Here is an 18,016-nt window from a genome sequence, read left to right as displayed (position 1 = left end):
CAACTCGACTTGGCCGCCCGGACGGCTATGGATGGGGCAAAGGAGAGACTTAATGAAGCTCGCAAGCCTGAAGAGCGGCCGTGACGGCAAGCTGGTCGTCGTTTCCACCGATCTGGCCTGGTATGCCAGCGCCGACATGATCGCGCCGACGCTGCAGGCGGCGCTCGACAATTGGGACCGGGTCGAGGCCGACCTGCGCAACCTCGCCACCGATCTCGATCACGAGGTGATCCCGCGCGAGCGCTTCCACGAGCGGCTCGCCGCAGCACCCCTGCCGCGCGCCTTCCAATGGGCGGACGGCTCGGCCTATGTGAACCATGTCGCGCTGGTGCGTCAGGCACGGGGTGCCGAGATGCCCGACAGCTTCTGGCACGATCCGCTGATGTACCAGGGCGGCAGCGACGGGTTCCTTGGGCCCCGCGACGCGATCCCGCTCGCCGACGAGGCCTGGGGCTGCGACCTCGAGGGCGAGGTGGTGGTCGTCACCGGCGACGTGCCGCTCGGCGCCTCGCGCGAGGAAGCGCTCGCCGCGATCCGGCTGGTCGGCCTCACCAACGACGTGAGCCTGCGCAACCTGATCCCGGGCGAGCTCGCCAAGGGCTTCGGCTTCTTCCAGTCCAAGCCGGCCAGCGCCTTCTCGCCGGCCTTCGCCACCCCCGATTCGCTGGGGGACTGGTGGAAGGACGGCAAGCTCCACCGCAAGCTGATGGTCGATGTGAACGGCAAGCCCTTCGGCCGGGCCGAGGCAGGAGTCGACATGACCTTCGACTTTGGCACGCTGGTCGCCCATGCGGCGAAGACCCGCAAGCTCGGTGCCGGCACGATCATCGGCTCGGGCACCGTCTCGAACCGCGGCGAGGATGGCGGGCCGGGCAAGCCGGTCAGCGAAGGTGGCGTCGGTTATTCCTGCATCGCCGAGATCCGCACGATCGAGACGATCCGGGGCGGCAAGCCGGAGACTCCCTTCCTCAAGGCGGGCGACACGGTGCGCATCTGGGCCGAGGACGACCGGCACCACCCGATCTTCGGCGTGATCGAGCAGACCGTCGGGGGCTAGAGTGGCCGGGATGGCGTGAAAACTCCATCGTCACCCCGGCGCAAGGCCGGGGTCACGAGTTGGGCGTGCGGAAGGGGTGCATTGAGCGGTAGATTCGGGTTGCGGGCGACGGGCCGAGCACCGATCTCCGCATCATGACAGGCGAAAGCTTCTACACCCTGTTCGAGACCGCATCGGGCTTCGCCGCGATCGGCTGGAACGCGCGGGGCATCAACAGTTTCCGGCTGCCGGCGGGCACTGCGGGCGAAGCCGAACACGCGTTGCTGCGGCGCCTGCCGGACGCGAAACCGGTATCCCCACCGCCGCAGGTGCAGGCGGTGATCGACGACGCGTTGCGCTATTTCACCGGCGATCGCGTCGATTTCGCGCAGGTTCCGGTCGACTTCGGGCCGCAGGAACCGTTCTTCGAGCGCGTCTATGCCGCCGTGCGCGCGCTCGGCTGGGGCGAGACGGCGACCTATGGCGCGATCGCGAAGCTGCTCGATGCCGGCCCCGAATTCGCCCGCGACGTCGGCCAGGCGATGGCGGCCAATCCGGTGCCGCTGATCGTCCCGTGTCACCGGGTGACCGCCGCGAACGGGAAGATCGGCGGCTTCTCTGCGCCCGGCGGTTCATTGTCCAAGGCCCGCATGCTCGAGATCGAAGGCGTCGAGGTGCGCGACGGCATCGTCACCCGCAACCTGCCGCAGCTGGGGCTGGGCTTCTAGAAGCCAAACCCGCCCTGGCTCTCGATCAGCGGCCAGCGGCCCAGTTCGACATGCCGGTGCTCGCCGAGCATCGAGTGGATCAGCACGAAATCGGTCGCGTCCCAGCCGATCGGCGGGATCGTCCGGGTGAAGGGCCGGCCCTTGCGGTAGAGCAGGGTGACGTGGGGATGGAACTCCCAGCCGCCGCGCAGCAGCCCGGCGCCGGCCAGCCCCGCCTGCAGCTTGCGCCCCAGCTCGGCCAATGCGTCGATCTTGCGGCTGGGCCGCAGCGCGATCGTCTCGTTGCCGCCCGAGATCCGGTCGAGCGCAACGGGCACCGGTGCCGCGGAGACCTGCGCGCCGATCTCGATCAGCCGCTTCATCTCGGCATAGGGCTGGCGGGCGAAATCCTCGGTGATGCCCAGGGTGATGTGCAGCCGGTCGTTCTCGACCACGCTTTCGGCGAGCCCGAGCTGGTCGCGCTGGACGCCGATCAGGTTGCGGGCGAGCGGGGAGGGGCGCAGCGCAAAGAACAGGCGGTTCCGCGGCATCAGTGGAAATCCCTTGAGCGCACCGGGATCAGGTCCGGCGCCTTGAGGCTGCGGCGCGGTGGCCAGCTGTCGGCCGGGCGCTGGCGCGGCACGAGGCGGTCGCGCGGATCGATCTCGCCGCCATGCCGCGCGCCGTCGCCCGGCATGGTCATGTCGGGCAGCTCCAGCTCGCCGACTTCGCGCAGCCACGGCGTGAGGTCGGTGATCTGCTCCGCCACCAGGTGGATCACGATCCCCTCGCGCTGCACCTTTCCGCGGATCGCCAGCATCGTCGCCGACATCACCGTGCGCCGGTTCGCCTCGAACCGATCGGCCCAGAGCACGGCATTGGCGATGCCGGTCTCGTCCTCCAGCGTCACGAACACCACGCCCTTGGCACTGCCCGGCCGCTGGCGCACGAGGATCAGCCCGGCGACTTCGACGCGCTGTCCGTCCTTCATGTCCAGCAGGTCCGCGCATCTGGCGATCCGTCGCGCTTCCAGCCGGTCGCGCAGGAAAAGGAGCGGATGCGCACGCAGCGAGAGCTGGGTGGCGCGGTAATCCTCCACCACTTCGCGGCCAGCGCTGAGCGGCTGCAGCGTGACTTCGGGCTCGACCACTTCGGCCACGGTCGCGCCTTCGCGGGCATCGGCGGCGGCGAACAGGTCGAGCGGTGCCTGGCTCAATCCCTTGATCGCCCAGAGCGCCTGGCGCCGGTTGAGGCCGAGCGCCTGGAAGGCATCGGCCCGGGCGAGCCGTTCGAGTGCGGCGGGCTTCACGCGCGAGCGGCGCCAGATGTCCTCGATCGAGGTGAAGGGGGCTTGCGCGCGCGCCCTGAGGATCGCGTCGGCATCGGCCTCCGCCAGCCCCTGCACGATCCGCATGCCGAGCCGGATCGGCTGCAGGCTCTTCCAGTCCGCCTCGGTGCCGCAGAACTTCGGGTCCCGTTCGCGCGGGTTCGGCCCCTCGGGTACCATCCGCGTATCCCAGTCGCTGTCGTTGATGCACACCGCCCGCGCCTCGACTCCGTGGGTGCGCGCATCGCGGATCAGCTGTGCCGGGGCGTAGAAGCCCATCGGCTGCGCGTTGAGCAGCGCCGTGCAGAACACGTCGGGATGGTGGCATTTCATCCAGCTCGAGGCATAGGCGATCTTGGCGAAGCTGGCGGCGTGGCTCTCGGGAAAGCCGTAATTGCTGAAGCCCTTGATCTGCTCGACCAGCCGTTCGGCGAAATCCAGGCTGATGCCGCGTTCGCGCATGCCGCTGATCAGCTTGGGTCCGAACTCGCCGATATCGCCGCTCGACTTGAACGTCGCCATCGCCCGGCGCAGCCGGTCGGCCTCGCCCGCGGTGAAGCCGGCGCCCTTGATCGCCACCTGCATCGCCTGTTCCTGGAACAGCGGCACGCCCAGCGTCTTGGTCAGCACTTCTTCCAGTGCCGGCGAGGGATAGGTGACCAGCTTCGGGTTCTGCCGGCGCTTCAGATAGGGGTGGACCATGTTGCCCTGGATCGGCCCGGGCCGAACGATCGCCACCTGGATCGCGATGTCGTAGAAGCAGACCGGCTTCATCCGCGGCAACATCGACATCTGCGCCCGGCTCTCGATCTGGAACACGCCCAGCGTATCGGCCTGCTGGATCATCGCGAAAGTAAGCTTGTCCTCCTCCTGCATCAGGGGCGAGGCGAGCGTGAGATGCGTCTGCTTGTGCTTTGCCAGCAGGTCGAAAGTACGGCGCATGCAGCCGAGCATGCCGAGACCGAGGATATCGACCTTCATGAATCCCAGCTCCTCGATGTCGAGTTTCTCCCATTCGACCACGCGGCGGTCGATCATTGCCGCGGGCTCGACCGGGATCAGGTCGTGCAGCTTGTCGCGGGTCAGCACGAAGCCGCCGGGATGCTGGGAAAGGTGGCGCGGGGTGTCGATCAGCTGGCGGGCCAGCTCGAGCGTCAGCGCCAGGCGCGGATCGCTGCGATCCAGGTTGAGCGCATCGGCATGCTTGTCGTCGACATCGTTCGACCAGCCCCAGACCTGCGACGACAGCGCCGCGGTCATGTCCTCGGGCAGCCCCATCGCCTTGCCGACTTCGCGCAGCGCGCTGCGCGAGCGGAAGCGGATCACCACCGCGGTCAGCGCGGCATGGTCCTGGCCGTAATTCTCGTAGATCCACTGGATCACTTCCTCGCGCCGCTCATGCTCGAAATCGACGTCGATGTCGGGCGGCTCCTTGCGCTCGGTCGAGATGAAGCGCTCGAACAGCAGCTGGTGCTTGATCGGGTCGATCGAGGTGATGCCCAGAGCGAAGCAGATCACCGAATTGGCGGCGCTGCCGCGCCCCTGGCAGAGGATATGCTGGCTGAGCGCGAACTGGACGATCGAATTGACCGTCAGGAAATAGGGGGCGTACTCCATCTGCTCGACCAGCCCGAGCTCGTGCTTGAGCAGGTCCTGATGCGCCTGGGATGGCTTGCCGGCGAAGCGCTGCTTGAGGCCGTTCCAGGCGAGCGTGGCGAGGGCTTCCTGGGCGCTGCGGCCATGGATGACTTCTTCCTCGGGATATTGGTGCTTCAGCTCCCGCAGGGAGAAGGTGCAGCGCTCGGCGATCGCCTCGGAAGCCGCCAGCGCTTCGGGATAGTCGCGAAAGCGGCGCGCCATTTCCTCCGGAGACTTGAGATGCCGGTCGGCGCTGCGCTCGCGGCGGAAGCCGAGTTCGTCGATCGTGCAGCACTCGCGGATCGCGGTGACCACGTCCTGCAGCATCCGCCGGTCGGGCGTGTCGTAGAGTACGTCACCGGTCGCCAGCGGGATCAGCCCGAAGCGGCGGGCGGCGAGGTTGAGTTCGTGCAGCCGCATCGCGTCGCCCGGGCGGCGATGCTGGGTGAGGCAGAGATGGCCGCGGTCGCCGAACACATCCGCCATCCATTCGAACGCCTGGGGATCGCCGGTATCGGCCAGCCCGGGCACCAGCGCGCCGACCATGCCCTCTGCGGCGCCGGCAAGGTCGTCCCAGTGGAGGAAGCACTGGCCCTTCTCGCCCTTCTGCGCGTCTGCGCGGCTCTTGCCGAGGGTGAGCAGCCGGGTGAGCCGGCTCCAGGCGGCGCGATCCTCGGGCCAGACCAGCACCGCGCTGCCATCGACCAGGTCGAGCCGGCAGCCGGCGATCATCCGGATCTTCAGGCCGAGCGCGCTGATCTTCTCCGCGGCGACGAGCGACCGCACCACGCCGGCCACCGAATTGCGGTCGACGATCCCCAGCGCCGGCAGGCCGATGAGCGCCGCCTGCCTGAACAGGTCCTCGGGCGAGGACGCGCCGCGCAGGAACGAGAAATGCGTCGTCACCTGGAGCTCGGAATAGCTCATCCGAACACCCCGTGGAGATACCAGCTGAGATCGCCGGTCGCGGGGCGCTCGCCGTCGCCGGCGCGGAACAGCCAATAGCGCCGGCCGGCCTCGTCCTCGACGCGGAAATAGTCGCGCACGCTCATCCGCTCGGCGTCGCGCTTCCACCATTCGCCCTGGATGCGCTCGGGGCCGTCGGCATGGATCACACGGTGGGGTTGCCCGCGCCAGGTGAAGCGGCGGGGCGGCTGGTCGGGCAGCTCGGCGATGACGTGATCGAGCCGCTCGGGCCGGCGCAGCAGCCGCGCCGGACGCGGCCAGCCGGAGTGCCAGGGTGGTAGCGGCGGGTTGCGGTCGAGCTGACGGACATCGTCGCGCTTGCCGCGCTGCGCCGGGCGGGCCGGGGGATCGAGCACCGGCGTGCGCGCCTCCGAACGCTCGGGCACGTCGCTCTCGACGGCACGCATCCGCCACATCGCGCCGAGGCCGATCCGCGTCGCCAGCGTATCGACCAAAGTGGCGAGGTCGGGCGCCGCTTCTTCATCGAGCCGCTCGACCACCGGCTCGGGACCGAGCAGGCCGGCGCGGCGGACATGCAGGGTGATCGCGTCGATGCCATATCCCGGCTCGACATCCTCGATCCGCCGCTTGAGCAGGCGGAGCAGATGCGCGGGGTCGCGATTGGGCCGGGCCAGGCCGATGCGGATGCGCTGCGGTACGCCGTCGATCCGCTCGGCAACGCATTCGAGCGCCTGCACCCCCAGCCCCTCGGTCTCGAGCGCGGCGGCGAGGCGCGGGGTGAGCGTGCCCAGCCAATGCTCGATGGCCTCGGCGCTGGCGATCGGCTCGGCGAAGCGCTGCTGCACGGCGATGCTCTCGGGCGGGATCACCGGATCGAGCGGCTCGGCGATCCGGCCCAGCGCCTGGTCGAGCCGCAGCACCGTCGCCGTGCCGAAGCGCCGGACCAAGGGCGCGCGTGGCAGCGCGGAAAGCTGGCCGATCCGGTCCACGCCGAGCCGCTTGAGCAGCTCGACCGCGGCTTCGTCGATGCGCAGCGCCGGGGTGGGCAGCGCGGCGAGCGCGGCCGCCTGCTCGCCCGGCGGGCAGATAGCATGGCCATGATAGCGGGCGAGCGCCCAGGCGGCGCCCGGCGTGTCGGCGATCGCTATCCGCGCGGTGAAGCCGGCGCGCGCGAGCAGGCGGACGATGCGCCGCGCCATCGCCGTCTCGCCACCGAACAGATGCGCGGTGCCCGAGATATCGAGGAACAGCCCGTCCGTATCCGACAGCGCCACCACCGGCGACCAGCGCCGCGCCGCGAGGATCGCGAGTCCCTTCAGCGAAGCCAGGTCGCCCTCGGGATCGGCCGGCCGAACATCGAGCCCGCGCACCTGCGCCCGCGCCTGGGTGACCGCCATGCCCGACCGCAGCCCCAGCGCCTGCGCGGCGGGGCAGGCGGCGGCGATCTCGATGCGGCTGCCGTTGCGGAGCGTGGTGACGAGGGGGGCGCTTAATTCCTCCCCCAGCTCGCTGGGGGAGGGGGACCGCGCGACGTAGTCGCGTGGTGGAGGGGCAGCGGGCGAAGCCCTCCGGCTGGCGCCGGCGGCCCCTTCACCACCGGCTTCGCCGACGGTCCCCCTCCCCGTTCCGGGGAGGAGTGAAGGTTCATCCCCCCGCGCCCATTTCGCGCCGGGCCGCCAATGGCCCTCATGCTGGGCGGGCTTGCGAAGCGGGGCCTGGGGGGCGGGGAGAAGGCGCGGATCAGGCCGCGCGCCGGGGCGCGCTTCCGCCCGCCACAGCCTTTCGATGGGCCATAGCGGGAGGAAGAGCGCAGCGACCCGTTGCATCGCATGCCTCCACCGTGATTTCGAATCCCTCGCCCCCCTTTTGCCGCGCCAGCTCGAGCTTCCAGCGCGATCGTCCGACGCCTTCCACCGGCAGCTTCGTCGAGGGCGCCGAGGCCACCCGCCAGCGCGTCACCGCTGCCGAGGGAGGCGAGATCGGGTCGCTGCCTTCGCGCGCGGCGCGCTTCATCAGCAGCGCGATCGTCCGCCCGCCCTCGGCTGCCAGCTGCAGGCGGCGCGTCGCGGTCATGTCGGCGCGCTTCGCCTCGCCGATCACCGCGCCCAGCCCGCGATGGCGCAGCCCCTCTTCCATCACTGCGAGCAGCTCGGCATCGTCCTTGGCCTCGGCATAGATCAGTCTTTTGGGATCGAGCCCCGACTGGGCGAGGCCGGGCGCGAACAGGTCGCGCCGCCGCACCACCCACAGCACCGGACCCCAGGCGCGTGCCGCGATCCCGGCAAGGAACAGGGTCGCCGCGCAATCGTCCGCCATGTCGCTGGTGCCTGCCGCCACCTCGTGCAGCGCGTCGAGCCGCAGCCCGCCATCGGCAAGGCGCGAATCGAGCGCCTCGATGCCGAAGGGCAACGACGGCCGCCGGCGGAATCCACCGGTCTCGAGACCGCGCAGCGTCTCGCGCAATTGCTTCAGGACGGCAGGATCGGCCATGCTGCTCACGACTCGGGGACAAAATCGTTCCTATTTTGTTCCATATGGGTGCAGAGTCAATTGCCATTCCGCCGCGCGCGCCTAAGCTCGCCGCAATCGCAGAATGCATGGGGACAATCGCGAACATGATCCGCAACTTCAGCCGCCGTCAGGCGCTTCTCGGCACCAGTGCCGCACTCGCAACGCCTTTCCTGGGGAGCCTGATGGCAAAAGCTTCTAATATCGGGGCTGCCGAACCCGTCGATGCCTCGCCGCTGCTCAAGCCCTGGCCGGGCGGCTATGGCGGCGTGCCCCCCTGGGACAAGTTCAAGGCGGAGATGTTCCCCGCCGCCTTCGAAGTGGCGATCGCCGAGCAGCGCCAGGAGATCCATGCGATCCGCAACGCGCGCACCGCCTCCACCTTCCACACCGTGATCGAGCCGATGCAGAAGGCCGGCGAGACGATGGACCGGGTCGAATCGGTCTGGGGCGTCTATGAGAGCAACCTCGCCGACAAGCAGGTCCAGGCGATCGACCGCGAATGGAGCCCCAAGCTCACCAAGGCGAATGACGAGCTGTTCCTCGATCCTTTGCTCTTCGCCCGGGTGAAGGGCGCGTACGACACGCGCGCCAGCCAGAAGCTCGATCCCCAGCAGCTCCGCCTGCTCGAGCGCAGCTATCGCGGCTTCGTCCGCCGCGGCGCCGCGCTGTCCGATGCCGAGCGCGCCGAGGTCAGCCGGCTCAACCAGGCGCTCGCATCTGCCTTCTCCGATTTCAGCCGCCGCCTGCTGGCAGACGAGGAGACCTGGATCGTCCTCGACAGCGAAGCCCAGCTCGCCGGCCTGCCGGACAGCTTCAAGGCCTCGCTCAAGGCCGCGGCCGAAGAGCGCAAGGTCGCCGGATGGGCGGTGGTCAACACCCGCTCCTCGGTCGCGCCGTTCCTCACCTATTCGACCGACCGCGCCCTGCGTGAAAAGGTCTGGCGCGCGTTCATCTCGCGCGGCGACAATGGCAATGCCAGCGACAACAAGGCCGGCATCGCCGAGATCCTCAAGCTCCGCCAGCAGCGCGCGAAGCTGCTCGGGTTCAAGAACCACGCCTATTTCCGCATGGACGACACCATGGCCGAGACCCCGGCCAATGCGATGAAGCTGATGATGGCGGTCTGGCCTGCCGCCCGCGCCCGTGTGGCGGAAGAGGTCGCCGACATGCAGGCGCTGGCCGACAAGGAAGGGGCGAAGATCACCATCGCGCCCTGGGACTATCGCTTCTATGCCGAGAAGGTCCGCAAGGCGAAGTACGACTTGGATGAGAGCGAGGTGAAGCCGTACCTCGAGCTGAACAACATCCTCCAGGGCGCCTTCTACGCCGCCGGCCGGCTCTACGATCTCGGTTTCAAGGAAGTGAAGGACGTGCCGGTGTTCGATCCCGCCGTGCGCACCTTCGAGGTTACCGACACCCGCACCGGCAAGAATATCGGCATCTTCTATTTCGACGGCTATGCGCGTTCCGGAAAGCGCTCCGGCGCCTGGGCCACCCGCTATCGCGGCCAGCAGAAGTTCGACGGCTTCCGCAACACGCTCGCCTCGAACAACAACAACTTCGTCAAGGGCGGGGCGGGCGAGCCCACCCTAATCAGCCTCGACGATGCGACGACGCTGTTCCACGAGTTCGGCCACGCGATCCACAGCCTGCTCCAGAACATCACCTATCCGGGGCTGGCCGGCACGCCGCGCGACTTCGTCGAATATCCGAGCCAGGTGAACGAGAATTGGCTGCTCACCCGCGACGTGCTCGACAAATATGCGAAGCACTACAAGACCGGCGCGCCGATGCCCCAGGCGCTGGTCGACAAGATCGAGAAGTCCTCGACCTTCAACCAGGGCTTCGACACGGTGGAATATCTCGCCTGTGCGATCCTCGACATGCAGCTGCATGATCGCGAGGAGCCGGTCACCGATATCGCCGCGTTCGAGAAGGAGGCGCTCGCTGCGCTCGGCATGCCCAAGGAGATCGTGCTGCGCCACCGCATGCCGCAGTTCAGCCATCTCTTCTCGTCCGACGCCTATTCGGCCGGCTATTATTCCTATCTCTGGTCCGAGACGATGGACGCGGACACCTGGGCGGCATTCCAGGAGACCGGCAATGTCTGGGACAAACCGACCGCCGACCGCTTCCGCGCCACCCTGCTTTCCACCGGCAACGAGACCGACCGCAAGGTCGCCTACCGCGCGTTCCGGGGAAGGGATCCGGACGTGTCGGCGCTGTTCAAGCGGCGCGGGTTCCCTGTGGCGTAATTATCCGATTACCGAGCAACTTCTGCTCCCCGGCGAAAGCCGGGGCCCAGGGTTTCTCTGCCCTATCGCTTGTGGCCCTGGGCCCCGGCTTTCGCCGGGGAACAGCCGGATTGGAACGCAGCGCCATCCGCCCTGAATTCCCATCCTTTCGCCCGGCATTTCAGGTCAGCACCTCTGACCTACTTGCGCGGGCATTTGAAATTTTATAACAACGGCGCGAAACGTGATTCCCGGGCGTTTGGCCACGGGAGCCTATGTCCGGAGAGCCCTTGTGAGCGAGCGCGACCGCGCCAACCTGCCCCCGCTTGCGCTGCACGTGCCCGAGCCGCGATTCCGCCCCGGCGACGAGGCGGACTTCAGCGACATCGCGGTGCCGCCCGCCGGCGCCACCCGCCGCCCGGACACCGCCGATGCTGCCTCCAGCTTCCACGAGCTGGCGTACGGTCTGGTCCGGGTGCTCGACGACGAGGGCAATGCCGTCGGCCCCTGGGATCCCCGACTGGACGCAGATGCCAAGCGTCGCATGCTCCGCTCGATGGCGCTCACCCGCGCGTTCGACGAGCGCATGTTCCGCGCCCAGCGCCAGGGCAAGACCAGCTTCTACATGAAGTCGACCGGCGAGGAGGCCGTCTCGATCGGCGCCGCGATGGCGCTGGCCGGCGACGACATGTGCTTCCCCTCCTATCGCCAGCAGGGGATCCTCATCACGCGCGGCTATCCGATCGTGACGATGATGAACCAGATCTACTCGAACAAGGCCGATCCGCTCGAGGGCCGTCAGCTGCCGATCATGTACTCCTCGAAGGAGTATGGCTTCTTCTCGATCTCGGGCAATCTCGCGACGCAATATCCCCAGGCGGTGGGCTGGGCGATGGCGAGCGCGGCCAAGGGCGACACGCGCATCTCTGCCACCTGGTGCGGCGAGGGCAGCACCGCCGAGGGCGACTTCCACTCGGCGCTGACCTTCGCGACCGTCTACAAGGCGCCGGTCATCTTCAACGTCGTCAACAACCAATGGGCGATCTCGAGCTTCTCCGGTTTCGCCGGGGCCGAGGCGACCACCTTCGCGGCGCGGGCGATCGGCTATGGCATCGCGGGCCTGCGCGTCGACGGCAATGACGCGCTGGCGGTGTACGCCGCGACGGAGTGGGCGGCCGAGCGCGCGCGGACCAACCAGGGCCCGACGCTGATCGAGCATTTCACCTACCGTGCCGAAGGCCATTCAACGTCCGACGATCCCACCGCCTATCGCTCGGCCGGCGAGCCCAATGCCTGGCCGCTCGGCGATCCGATCCGCCGCCTCAAGGAGCATCTCATCAAGCTCGGCGAATGGGACGAGGAACGCCACGCCGCGCAGGACCTCGAGCTCGCCGAGCTGGTCAAGCGCGAGCAGAAGGAAGCCGAGAAGAACGGCATCCTCGGGCACGGCATGCACCAGCCCTTCGAATCGATGTTCGAAGGCGTGTTCGAAGAGATACCCTGGCACCTCAAGGAACAGCAGCAGCAGATGCTGGACGAGCAGAAGGCGGCCGGCCTGTGAGCGACATTATCGACGCCGAGGGCGCCACCGTGCAGATGAACATGATCCAGGCGATCAACTCCGCCATGGACGTGATGATGGCCCGCGATCCCAACGTGGTCGTGATGGGCGAGGATGTCGGCTATTTCGGCGGCGTCTTCCGCGCCACCGCCGGGCTCCAGGCGAAGTACGGCAAGACCCGCGCCTTCGACACGCCGATCACCGAGATCGGGATCATGGGCGTGGCGATCGGCATGGGCGCCTATGGCCTGCGCCCGGTCCCCGAGATCCAGTTCGCCGATTACATCTATCCGGCGCTCGACCAGCTCGTCTCCGAAGCGGCGCGGCTGCGCTATCGCTCGGCGGCGGACTTTACTGCGCCGATCACGATCCGCTCGCCCTATGGCGGCGGCATCTTCGGCGGCCAGACCCACTCGCAGTCGCCCGAGGGCATCTTCACCCATGTCTCGGGCATGAAGACGGTGATCCCCTCGACGCCGTACGATGCCAAGGGCCTGCTGATCGCCGCGATCGAGGATAACGACCCCGTCCTCTTCCTCGAGCCCAAGCGCATCTATAACGGCCCGTTCCACGGCCATTATGACCGCCCGGCCAAGACCTGGGCCGATCATCCCGGCGCCCAGGTGCCCGAGGGTCATTACCGCGTCGAGCTGGGCAAGGCCTCGGTGGTCCGCCCCGGCGAGGCAGTGACGATCCTCTGCTACGGCACGATGGTCCATGTCGTCGCCAACACCGTCGAGGAACTGGGCGTGGACGCCGAGATCGTCGATCTGCGCACGCTCGTCCCGCTCGACATCGAGACGATCGAGGAGTCGGTGAAGAAGACCGGCCGCTGCCTGATCGTCCACGAGGCGACGCGCACCTCGGGCTTCGGCGCCGAGCTTTCGGCCCAGGTGCAGGAGCGCTGCTTCTACCATCTCGAAGCCCCGATCGAGCGCGTCACCGGCTTCGACACGCCGTACCCGCACAGCCTGGAATGGGCCTATTTCCCCGGCCCGGTGCGCATCGGCACCGCCCTCAAGAAGATCCTGAAGGACTGATCCGCCATGGCACGCTTCACTTTTCGTCTGCCGGACATCGGCGAAGGCATTGCCGAGGCCGAGATCGTCGCCTGGCACGTCAAGGTCGGCGACAAGGTGTCGGAGGACCAGCAGGTCGCCGACATGATGACCGACAAGGCTACCGTCGAGATGGAATCGCCCGTCTCCGGCATTGTCGTCGAGCTGGCCGGCGAAGTCGGCGAGATGGTCGCGATCGGCTCGGGCCTGATGGTGATCGAAGTCGAGGGCGAGGGCGAAGTGGCTGCGCCTGCGGCGGACGAAACGCCGGTCGAGGAACAGGTCGAGGCGGAAACGCCTGGGATTGAGGAAGTGGTGGAGCCGCAAGCCGAACCCGCTCCCCTTCCGCTCGCGGGAGGGGCTGGGGGCGGGCCCGTCGCACCCGCCGCCCTCGAAGAAACATCCCCTCCCCGACCCCTCCCGCAAGCGGAAGGGGAGAAGAAAAGGTCCTCGCATCCCCCGCCGTCCGCGCGCGCGCCAAGGACCTCGGCATCGACCTCGCCAGCGTGAAGGCGGACGGCAACCATGTCCGCCACGCCGATCTCGACGCCTATCTGCGCTATGGCAGCGCCCAGGGCTATCACGCCCCGCATGCCAGCCGCGCTCGCGAGGACCAGCCGATCAAGGTCATCGGCATGCGTCGCCGCATCGCCGAGAACATGGCCGCATCGAAGCGCCAGATCCCGCACTTCACTTATGTCGACGAGATCGACGTCACCGCGCTCGAGGCGATGCGCGGCGACCTCAACGACAATCGTGGCCAGCGCCCCAAGCTGACCATGCTCCCCTTCCTGATCGTCGCGATCTGCCGGGCGCTGCCCGACTTCCCGATGATCAACGCGCGCTATGACGACGAGGCCGGGGTGGTCACCCGTCACGGCCGCGTCCATCTCGGCATGGCGGCGCAAACCGATGCGGGCCTCATGGTCCCGGTGATCCGCGACGCGCAGGACAAGAATGTCTGGCAGCTCGCCAGCGAGATCAGCCGCCTCGCCGAAGCGGCGCGCACCGGCAAGGCCAAGTCGGAGGAGCTGTCCGGCTCGACGCTCACCGTCACGTCGCTCGGGCCGCTCGGCGGCATCGCCACCACCCCGGTGATCAACCGTCCCGAAGTCGCGATCATCGGCCCGAACAAGATCGTCGAGCGCCCGATCTTCGCTAAGAATAGTAACGGGGGCGACGAGATCGTCCGCGCCAAGCTGATGAACCTGTCGATCTCGTGCGACCACCGCGTCGTCGATGGCTGGGATGCGGCGAGCTTCGTCCAGGCGGTGAAGAAGCTGCTCGAGACCCCCGTGCTGCTGTTCGCCGACTGATGCGCTGGAGGGCGATGACTCCGGGCGATCTCGACGGTGTCGTCGCGGTCGCCCGCATCGCCTTCCCCGACCACCCGGAGGGCCGCGCCTGCTTTGCCGAACGGCTGACGCTCGCGCCCGGCAGCTGCTTCGTCCTCGAAGGCGCGCAAGGCATCGCCGGCTATCTCATCGCCTATCCCTGGCCGCTGGAGGCGATCCCGCCGCTCGACACCCTGCTCGGCGGCCTGCCGGACAAGCGCGACAGCTGGTATCTCCACGACCTCGCCCTGCTCCCCGAGGCGCGCGGCGGCGGCAATGCCCGGGCCGGGCTCGCCCTGCTCTTCACCAAGCTCGACGCGCCCATCGCGCTGGTCTCGGTCAACGAGTCCGCCGCCTTCTGGCAGGCCCAGGGGTTTGAACCCCAGGACTCCCCCGCGCTCAAGGCCAAGCTCTCCAGTTATGGCCCCGATGCGCGTTACATGGTGCGAGGCGCCCCCAATCCGGGCTAGGATGGGCGCATGCACTTCGATCTCCTCCAGTCGATCAGCCTCGCCGGCGACATCTCCGTCCCCAATGACGACCGCACCGGTTTCGCCGCGCGCCATGCCTGGGTGATCGACGGCGCCACCGATCTCGGCCCGCCCGGGCTGGTCGGCGCGCAGGGCGGGGCGGCCTGGCTGGCGGGCATCGCCCATGCCGCCTTCACCGAAAGCCGCGCCGCCTCGGTCGAATCGCTGTTCGGCGAGGTCGGCGACGCGATCCGCCACGCCTGGCAGCGCGACCGCACCCGCGATCCGGCGGACCGCTGGGAATATCCGCTCGCCTCCGCGCTCGCCGTCCGGCTGGGCGAGGGCGTGCTCGAGATCGGCTGGCTCGGCGACTGTGTCGGCTTCCTCTGGTCGGGCGGCCCGGTCACCCGCCTCGGCCCGCTCCGCGAGATCCGCAATTCGGAGGCCGAGCGCGCCGCCAGCCTCGCCGAGCACGGCCTCGGCAGCCCCAAGCGTTCGGCCCCGATCCTCGCCAATCTCCGCGCCACCCGTGGCCGCACCGGCATGCGCGTGCTGAGCATCGATCCCGAGCACATGTCCGAAGTCGCCGGCGCCAGTATCGCCTGTACGCCTGGCGACGAGCTCTTCCTGATGAGCGACGGCTATGCCGCGCTGATCGACAGCTACGGCGCCCATGACGACACCAGTCTGGTCGAGGCGATCCGGTCGCGCGGTCTCGCCGCCATCGCCGAGGAGCTGCGCGCGATCGAGCGCGAAGACGCCGCCTGCACCCGCTTCCCGCGCTTCAAGGCGTCGGACGACGCCACCGCCCTGTGGCTGCGCATCGGAGGCTGAGATGCACTGGATCCTGCGCTACGCCACCGCGCCCGACTATCTCGAGCGTCGCGCCGCCTTTCGCGACGCGCATCTCACCCTCGCCTGGCAGAGCGTCGACAAGGGCGAGCTGCTGCTCGGCGGTGCCGTAGGCGACCCGCCCGAGAGCGCGCTCCTGCTCTTCGCCAGCGAAGCGGCGGCCCGCGCCTTTGCCGAGGCCGATCCCTATGTCGCGAACGGCCTGGTCGTGCGCTGGGACGTGCTGCCCTGGAACACCGTGGTCGGCGCGCAGGCGGCGAACCCGGTGCGGCCCGCCGCCTGAGCCCTCAGTCCTTGGTGTAGATCGAGCGGCTCAGCGCGTCGCGCACCTGCTCGCGCCCCGCCAGGATCCGCGCCTTGGCTGCGGCGGTCACCGCGTCCGTCTGCTCGGCCAGCGTCTGGCGCTTGGCCTTGTTCGCCGTGAAGGCTGCGGCATCGGCGCCGTTGCGGAAGCCGAAATAGCCATTGTCGTTGTACCAGCTCCGACGCGCGAGCAGCGTGCAGAGCTCGGCCGTGGCATCGAGCGTCGCCTGCTGATTGGCGAGCAGCGCATCGTCCTTCGCGTCGCCCGCGATCCGGGCGATGCCCAGCTTGGCCGATTTGGGCAGGCTCGCGCTGCCGATCGCCTCGGCCAGCGCGGTCCGTCGCGCCATGCGCGCCAGGCTCTGCTCGGCGGCGAGCGCGCGCAGCTGCTCGATCTCGCCGCAATTGCCGATCGCATGCGGGTTCTGCTGGAGCAGATAGGGACTGGTGAGCGCGCCCATGCCGAACTTGCCCTGGGCATTGGCAAAGGCGCGCGCCGCCGCCGCATCGGCCTGCACCGCATCGGCATAGAGCTGCGAGACCGGCCCGCGCGCCCGCACCCCGGTGGGCAGGATCACCGTGCCGTCGGGCGCCAGCTCGATCTCGGCGAAGCTGCTCGCATCGGCGCGCGACTGGGTCTGGAACTGGCCATGCGCGATCGCGGCGGCGCCGGCGCCTGCGCCGATCAGCAGCACCAGCGAGCCGAGCTTCCAGGCCAGGCTGGCATGGCGCGTCGTGATCGCGAAGCCGATCAGCCACAGCACCAGCCCCGCCGCCGCCCCGCCGATCAGCAATGCGGGCAAGGGCAGCGGCGTCGCGAAGCGCGGGCCGAGCAGGGCCGCGAGCACCAGCACTGCCGCGCCCGCCAGCGTGGCGATCAGCGGATGACCGTCCCGGCCGCCCTCTTCCCAATGATCCGACATGATTCCCCCTTGTTCGTGAACAGCCTAGCGGGGAAGCGTTTCGGTGCAATCGCTTTGGCGGTGCCAAGCGGCGCTTGCTTGCGCGGGCGCCCGGGTCCGCGCAAGGGAACCCGATGACCAGCACCACCCCTACCGCGCGCGCCTCCGGCAATCGGGGCCTCATGCTCGCCATCGGCGCATATGGCATCTGGGGTGTGCTGCCGCTCTATTTCCACATCCTGGCCACCGTGCCGGCGCTGCAGATCCTCGCCCACCGCGTCGTCTGGTCGGTGCTGTTCCTGGGCGTGCTGGTCTTCGCGCTGGGCCGCGCCCGGGATATCTGGCGGGCGGCACGCGGGCGTACCCTGTTGCTGCTCTGCGCCAGCGCCGCGCTGATCGCGATCAACTGGTTCGTCTATATCTGGTCGGTCGAGACCGATCATGTGCTGGAGGCCAGCCTCGGCTATTTCATCAATCCGCTGGTCAATGTCGCGCTCGGCATGCTCCTGCTCGGCGAGCGGTTGCGGCGCTGGCAGGGCGTGGCGATCGCCATGGCCGGGGCGGGCGTGCTGGTGATGGCGGTGAGCGGCGGCGGCGCGATCCTGATCTCGCTGTCGCTGGCCTTCAGCTTCGGCTTCTACGGGTTGGTCCGCAAGGTGGTCGCGATCGATTCACTGGGCGGGCTTACCGTCGAGACGGTGCTGCTCGTGCCGCTCGCCGGCGGCTGGCTGCTCTACACCATGGGACAGGGGACCAGCGGCTTCGGCGTATCGGCCGGGCAGAACACATTGCTCCTCGCCGCCGGCGTGATCACGGCGATCCCGCTGCTGATGTTCGCCGCCGCCGCCCGGCTGCTGCCGCTCTCGATGATGGGGCTGCTGCAATATATCGCGCCGACGCTCCAGTTCTTCGTCGCGCTGGCGCTGGGCGAGCCGCTGCGGCCCGTCCACCTGGTCACCTTCCCGCTGATCTGGGCCGGCTGCGCGCTCTACGCCTGGGACAGCATCCGCGCCGCCCGCGCACCGGTGCCGGCCGAGGCGTAAGGCGCCGCATCATACTCTCATGCTTCTACCGTCACCCCGGCCTTGTGCCGGGGTCCACGGTGCCGCGTGCGCTGAACCTTACGCCTCTTGTCTAGGGCTCGCCTCGCGGTGGA

General features: G+C 68.7%; 14 protein-coding genes and 1 pseudogene. 10 read left to right on the top strand and 5 right to left on the bottom strand.

The window, feature by feature from the left end; translation table 11 throughout:
- Positions 1 to 52 precede the first annotated feature (52 nt).
- Positions 53 to 1,057 carry a fumarylacetoacetate hydrolase family protein gene (locus ACEN8G_RS18745; RefSeq protein ID WP_413415593.1) on the top strand — a complete coding sequence of 335 codons (1,005 nt, stop codon included), beginning with the start codon at positions 53 to 55 and terminating at the stop codon, positions 1,055 to 1,057.
- A gap of 134 nt (positions 1,058 to 1,191) precedes the next feature.
- Entirely contained in the window at positions 1,192 to 1,764 is a 573-nt protein-coding gene (locus ACEN8G_RS18740; protein WP_413415594.1) for a methylated-DNA--[protein]-cysteine S-methyltransferase, read from the top strand.
- Here ACEN8G_RS18740 and ACEN8G_RS18735 read toward each other — a convergent pair.
- The 4 genes from ACEN8G_RS18735 to ACEN8G_RS18720 all read right to left on the bottom strand — a co-directional run bounded on the left by ACEN8G_RS18735 (position 1,761) and on the right by ACEN8G_RS18720 (position 8,125).
- Entirely contained in the window at positions 1,761 to 2,294 is a 534-nt protein-coding gene (locus tag ACEN8G_RS18735; protein WP_413415595.1) for a 2'-5' RNA ligase family protein, read from the bottom strand. The two genes, ACEN8G_RS18740 and ACEN8G_RS18735, sit on opposite strands and share 4 nt — an antisense overlap.
- Complete coding sequence (locus ACEN8G_RS18730) at positions 2,294 to 5,635, bottom strand: error-prone DNA polymerase (RefSeq protein ID WP_413415596.1); 3,342 nt, start codon at positions 5,633 to 5,635, stop codon at positions 2,294 to 2,296. Before ACEN8G_RS18730 ends, ACEN8G_RS18735 begins: the two co-directional genes overlap by 1 nt.
- Positions 5,632 to 7,140 (bottom strand): DUF6504 family protein, encoded by a 1,509-nt coding sequence (locus tag ACEN8G_RS18725; RefSeq protein ID WP_413415599.1) that lies wholly within the window; start codon positions 7,138 to 7,140, stop codon positions 5,632 to 5,634. The genes ACEN8G_RS18730 and ACEN8G_RS18725 overlap by 4 nt, the downstream gene beginning before the upstream one ends.
- Before the next feature lie 235 nt (positions 7,141 to 7,375).
- Positions 7,376 to 8,125 carry an ImuA family protein gene (locus ACEN8G_RS18720; protein ID WP_413419238.1) on the bottom strand — a complete coding sequence of 250 codons (750 nt, stop codon included), beginning with the start codon at positions 8,123 to 8,125 and terminating at the stop codon, positions 7,376 to 7,378.
- A gap of 203 nt (positions 8,126 to 8,328) precedes the next feature.
- On the opposite strand from ACEN8G_RS18720, the gene ACEN8G_RS18715 reads away from it, so the two are divergent.
- The 7 genes and pseudogenes from ACEN8G_RS18715 to ACEN8G_RS18685 all read left to right on the top strand — a co-directional run bounded on the left by ACEN8G_RS18715 (position 8,329) and on the right by ACEN8G_RS18685 (position 15,938).
- Positions 8,329 to 10,401 carry a M3 family metallopeptidase gene (locus ACEN8G_RS18715; RefSeq protein ID WP_413740665.1) on the top strand — a complete coding sequence of 691 codons (2,073 nt, stop codon included), beginning with the start codon at positions 8,329 to 8,331 and terminating at the stop codon, positions 10,399 to 10,401.
- Positions 10,402 to 10,672: 271 nt separating this feature from the next.
- Positions 10,673 to 11,941 (top strand): 3-methyl-2-oxobutanoate dehydrogenase (2-methylpropanoyl-transferring) subunit alpha, encoded by a 1,269-nt coding sequence (locus tag ACEN8G_RS18710; protein ID WP_413419283.1) that lies wholly within the window; start codon positions 10,673 to 10,675, stop codon positions 11,939 to 11,941.
- Between the two features lie 35 nt (positions 11,942 to 11,976).
- Entirely contained in the window at positions 11,977 to 12,981 is a 1,005-nt protein-coding gene (locus ACEN8G_RS18705; protein WP_413419287.1) for an alpha-ketoacid dehydrogenase subunit beta, read from the top strand.
- Positions 12,982 to 12,987: 6 nt separating this feature from the next.
- Positions 12,988 to 14,315, top strand: a pseudogene (locus tag ACEN8G_RS18700) (dihydrolipoamide acetyltransferase family protein).
- A complete protein-coding gene (locus tag ACEN8G_RS18695; protein WP_413740664.1) occupies positions 14,315 to 14,803 on the top strand; it encodes a GNAT family N-acetyltransferase in 489 nt (162 codons plus the stop codon). Before ACEN8G_RS18700 ends, ACEN8G_RS18695 begins: the two are co-directional and overlap by 1 nt.
- A 9-nt stretch (positions 14,804 to 14,812) precedes the next feature.
- The gene (locus ACEN8G_RS18690; RefSeq protein WP_413417626.1) at positions 14,813 to 15,637 is read left to right on the top strand and encodes a hypothetical protein; all 825 of its coding nucleotides are present in this window, start codon (positions 14,813 to 14,815) and stop codon (positions 15,635 to 15,637) included.
- A gap of 1 nt (position 15,638) precedes the next feature.
- Positions 15,639 to 15,938 carry a YciI-like protein gene (locus tag ACEN8G_RS18685; RefSeq protein WP_413417624.1) on the top strand — a complete coding sequence of 100 codons (300 nt, stop codon included), beginning with the start codon at positions 15,639 to 15,641 and terminating at the stop codon, positions 15,936 to 15,938.
- 4 nt (positions 15,939 to 15,942) lie between these two features.
- On the opposite strand, the gene ACEN8G_RS18680 is transcribed toward ACEN8G_RS18685, so the two are convergent.
- Positions 15,943 to 16,881 carry a hypothetical protein gene (locus tag ACEN8G_RS18680; RefSeq protein WP_413417622.1) on the bottom strand — a complete coding sequence of 313 codons (939 nt, stop codon included), beginning with the start codon at positions 16,879 to 16,881 and terminating at the stop codon, positions 15,943 to 15,945.
- 113 nt (positions 16,882 to 16,994) lie between these two features.
- On the opposite strand from ACEN8G_RS18680, the gene rarD reads away from it, so the two are divergent.
- Positions 16,995 to 17,903, top strand: a complete 909-nt coding sequence (gene rarD / locus ACEN8G_RS18675) for an EamA family transporter RarD (RefSeq protein ID WP_413417620.1) — start codon at positions 16,995 to 16,997, stop codon at positions 17,901 to 17,903.
- The last annotated feature ends 113 nt before the right edge of the window (positions 17,904 to 18,016 follow it).

Source organism: Sphingomonas sp. Sphisp66, assembly GCF_047324325.1.
Taxonomy (GTDB): domain Bacteria; phylum Pseudomonadota; class Alphaproteobacteria; order Sphingomonadales; family Sphingomonadaceae; genus Sphingomonas.
Note: the sequence above shows the minus strand (reverse complement) of the source record. Positions and strands in the feature narration are given on the sequence as shown.

Excerpts from the sequence above, each read along its gene's own strand:
- rarD (WP_413417620.1), top strand. The coding sequence starts at position 16,995 with ATGACCAGCACCACCCCTACCGCGCGCGCCTCCGGCAATCGGGGCCTC.
- ACEN8G_RS18680 (WP_413417622.1), bottom strand. The coding sequence starts at position 16,881 with ATGTCGGATCATTGGGAAGAGGGCGGCCGGGACGGTCATCCGCTGATC.
- ACEN8G_RS18715 (WP_413740665.1), top strand. The coding sequence starts at position 8,329 with ATGGCAAAAGCTTCTAATATCGGGGCTGCCGAACCCGTCGATGCCTCG.
- ACEN8G_RS18690 (WP_413417626.1), top strand. The coding sequence starts at position 14,813 with ATGCACTTCGATCTCCTCCAGTCGATCAGCCTCGCCGGCGACATCTCC.
- ACEN8G_RS18745 (WP_413415593.1), top strand. The coding sequence starts at position 53 with ATGAAGCTCGCAAGCCTGAAGAGCGGCCGTGACGGCAAGCTGGTCGTC.
- ACEN8G_RS18695 (WP_413740664.1), top strand. The coding sequence starts at position 14,315 with ATGCGCTGGAGGGCGATGACTCCGGGCGATCTCGACGGTGTCGTCGCG.
- ACEN8G_RS18720 (WP_413419238.1), bottom strand. The coding sequence starts at position 8,125 with ATGGCCGATCCTGCCGTCCTGAAGCAATTGCGCGAGACGCTGCGCGGT.
- ACEN8G_RS18740 (WP_413415594.1), top strand. The coding sequence starts at position 1,192 with ATGACAGGCGAAAGCTTCTACACCCTGTTCGAGACCGCATCGGGCTTC.
- ACEN8G_RS18685 (WP_413417624.1), top strand. The coding sequence starts at position 15,639 with ATGCACTGGATCCTGCGCTACGCCACCGCGCCCGACTATCTCGAGCGT.
- ACEN8G_RS18730 (WP_413415596.1), bottom strand. The coding sequence starts at position 5,635 with ATGAGCTATTCCGAGCTCCAGGTGACGACGCATTTCTCGTTCCTGCGC.
- ACEN8G_RS18705 (WP_413419287.1), top strand. The coding sequence starts at position 11,977 with ATGAACATGATCCAGGCGATCAACTCCGCCATGGACGTGATGATGGCC.
- ACEN8G_RS18735 (WP_413415595.1), bottom strand. The coding sequence starts at position 2,294 with ATGCCGCGGAACCGCCTGTTCTTTGCGCTGCGCCCCTCCCCGCTCGCC.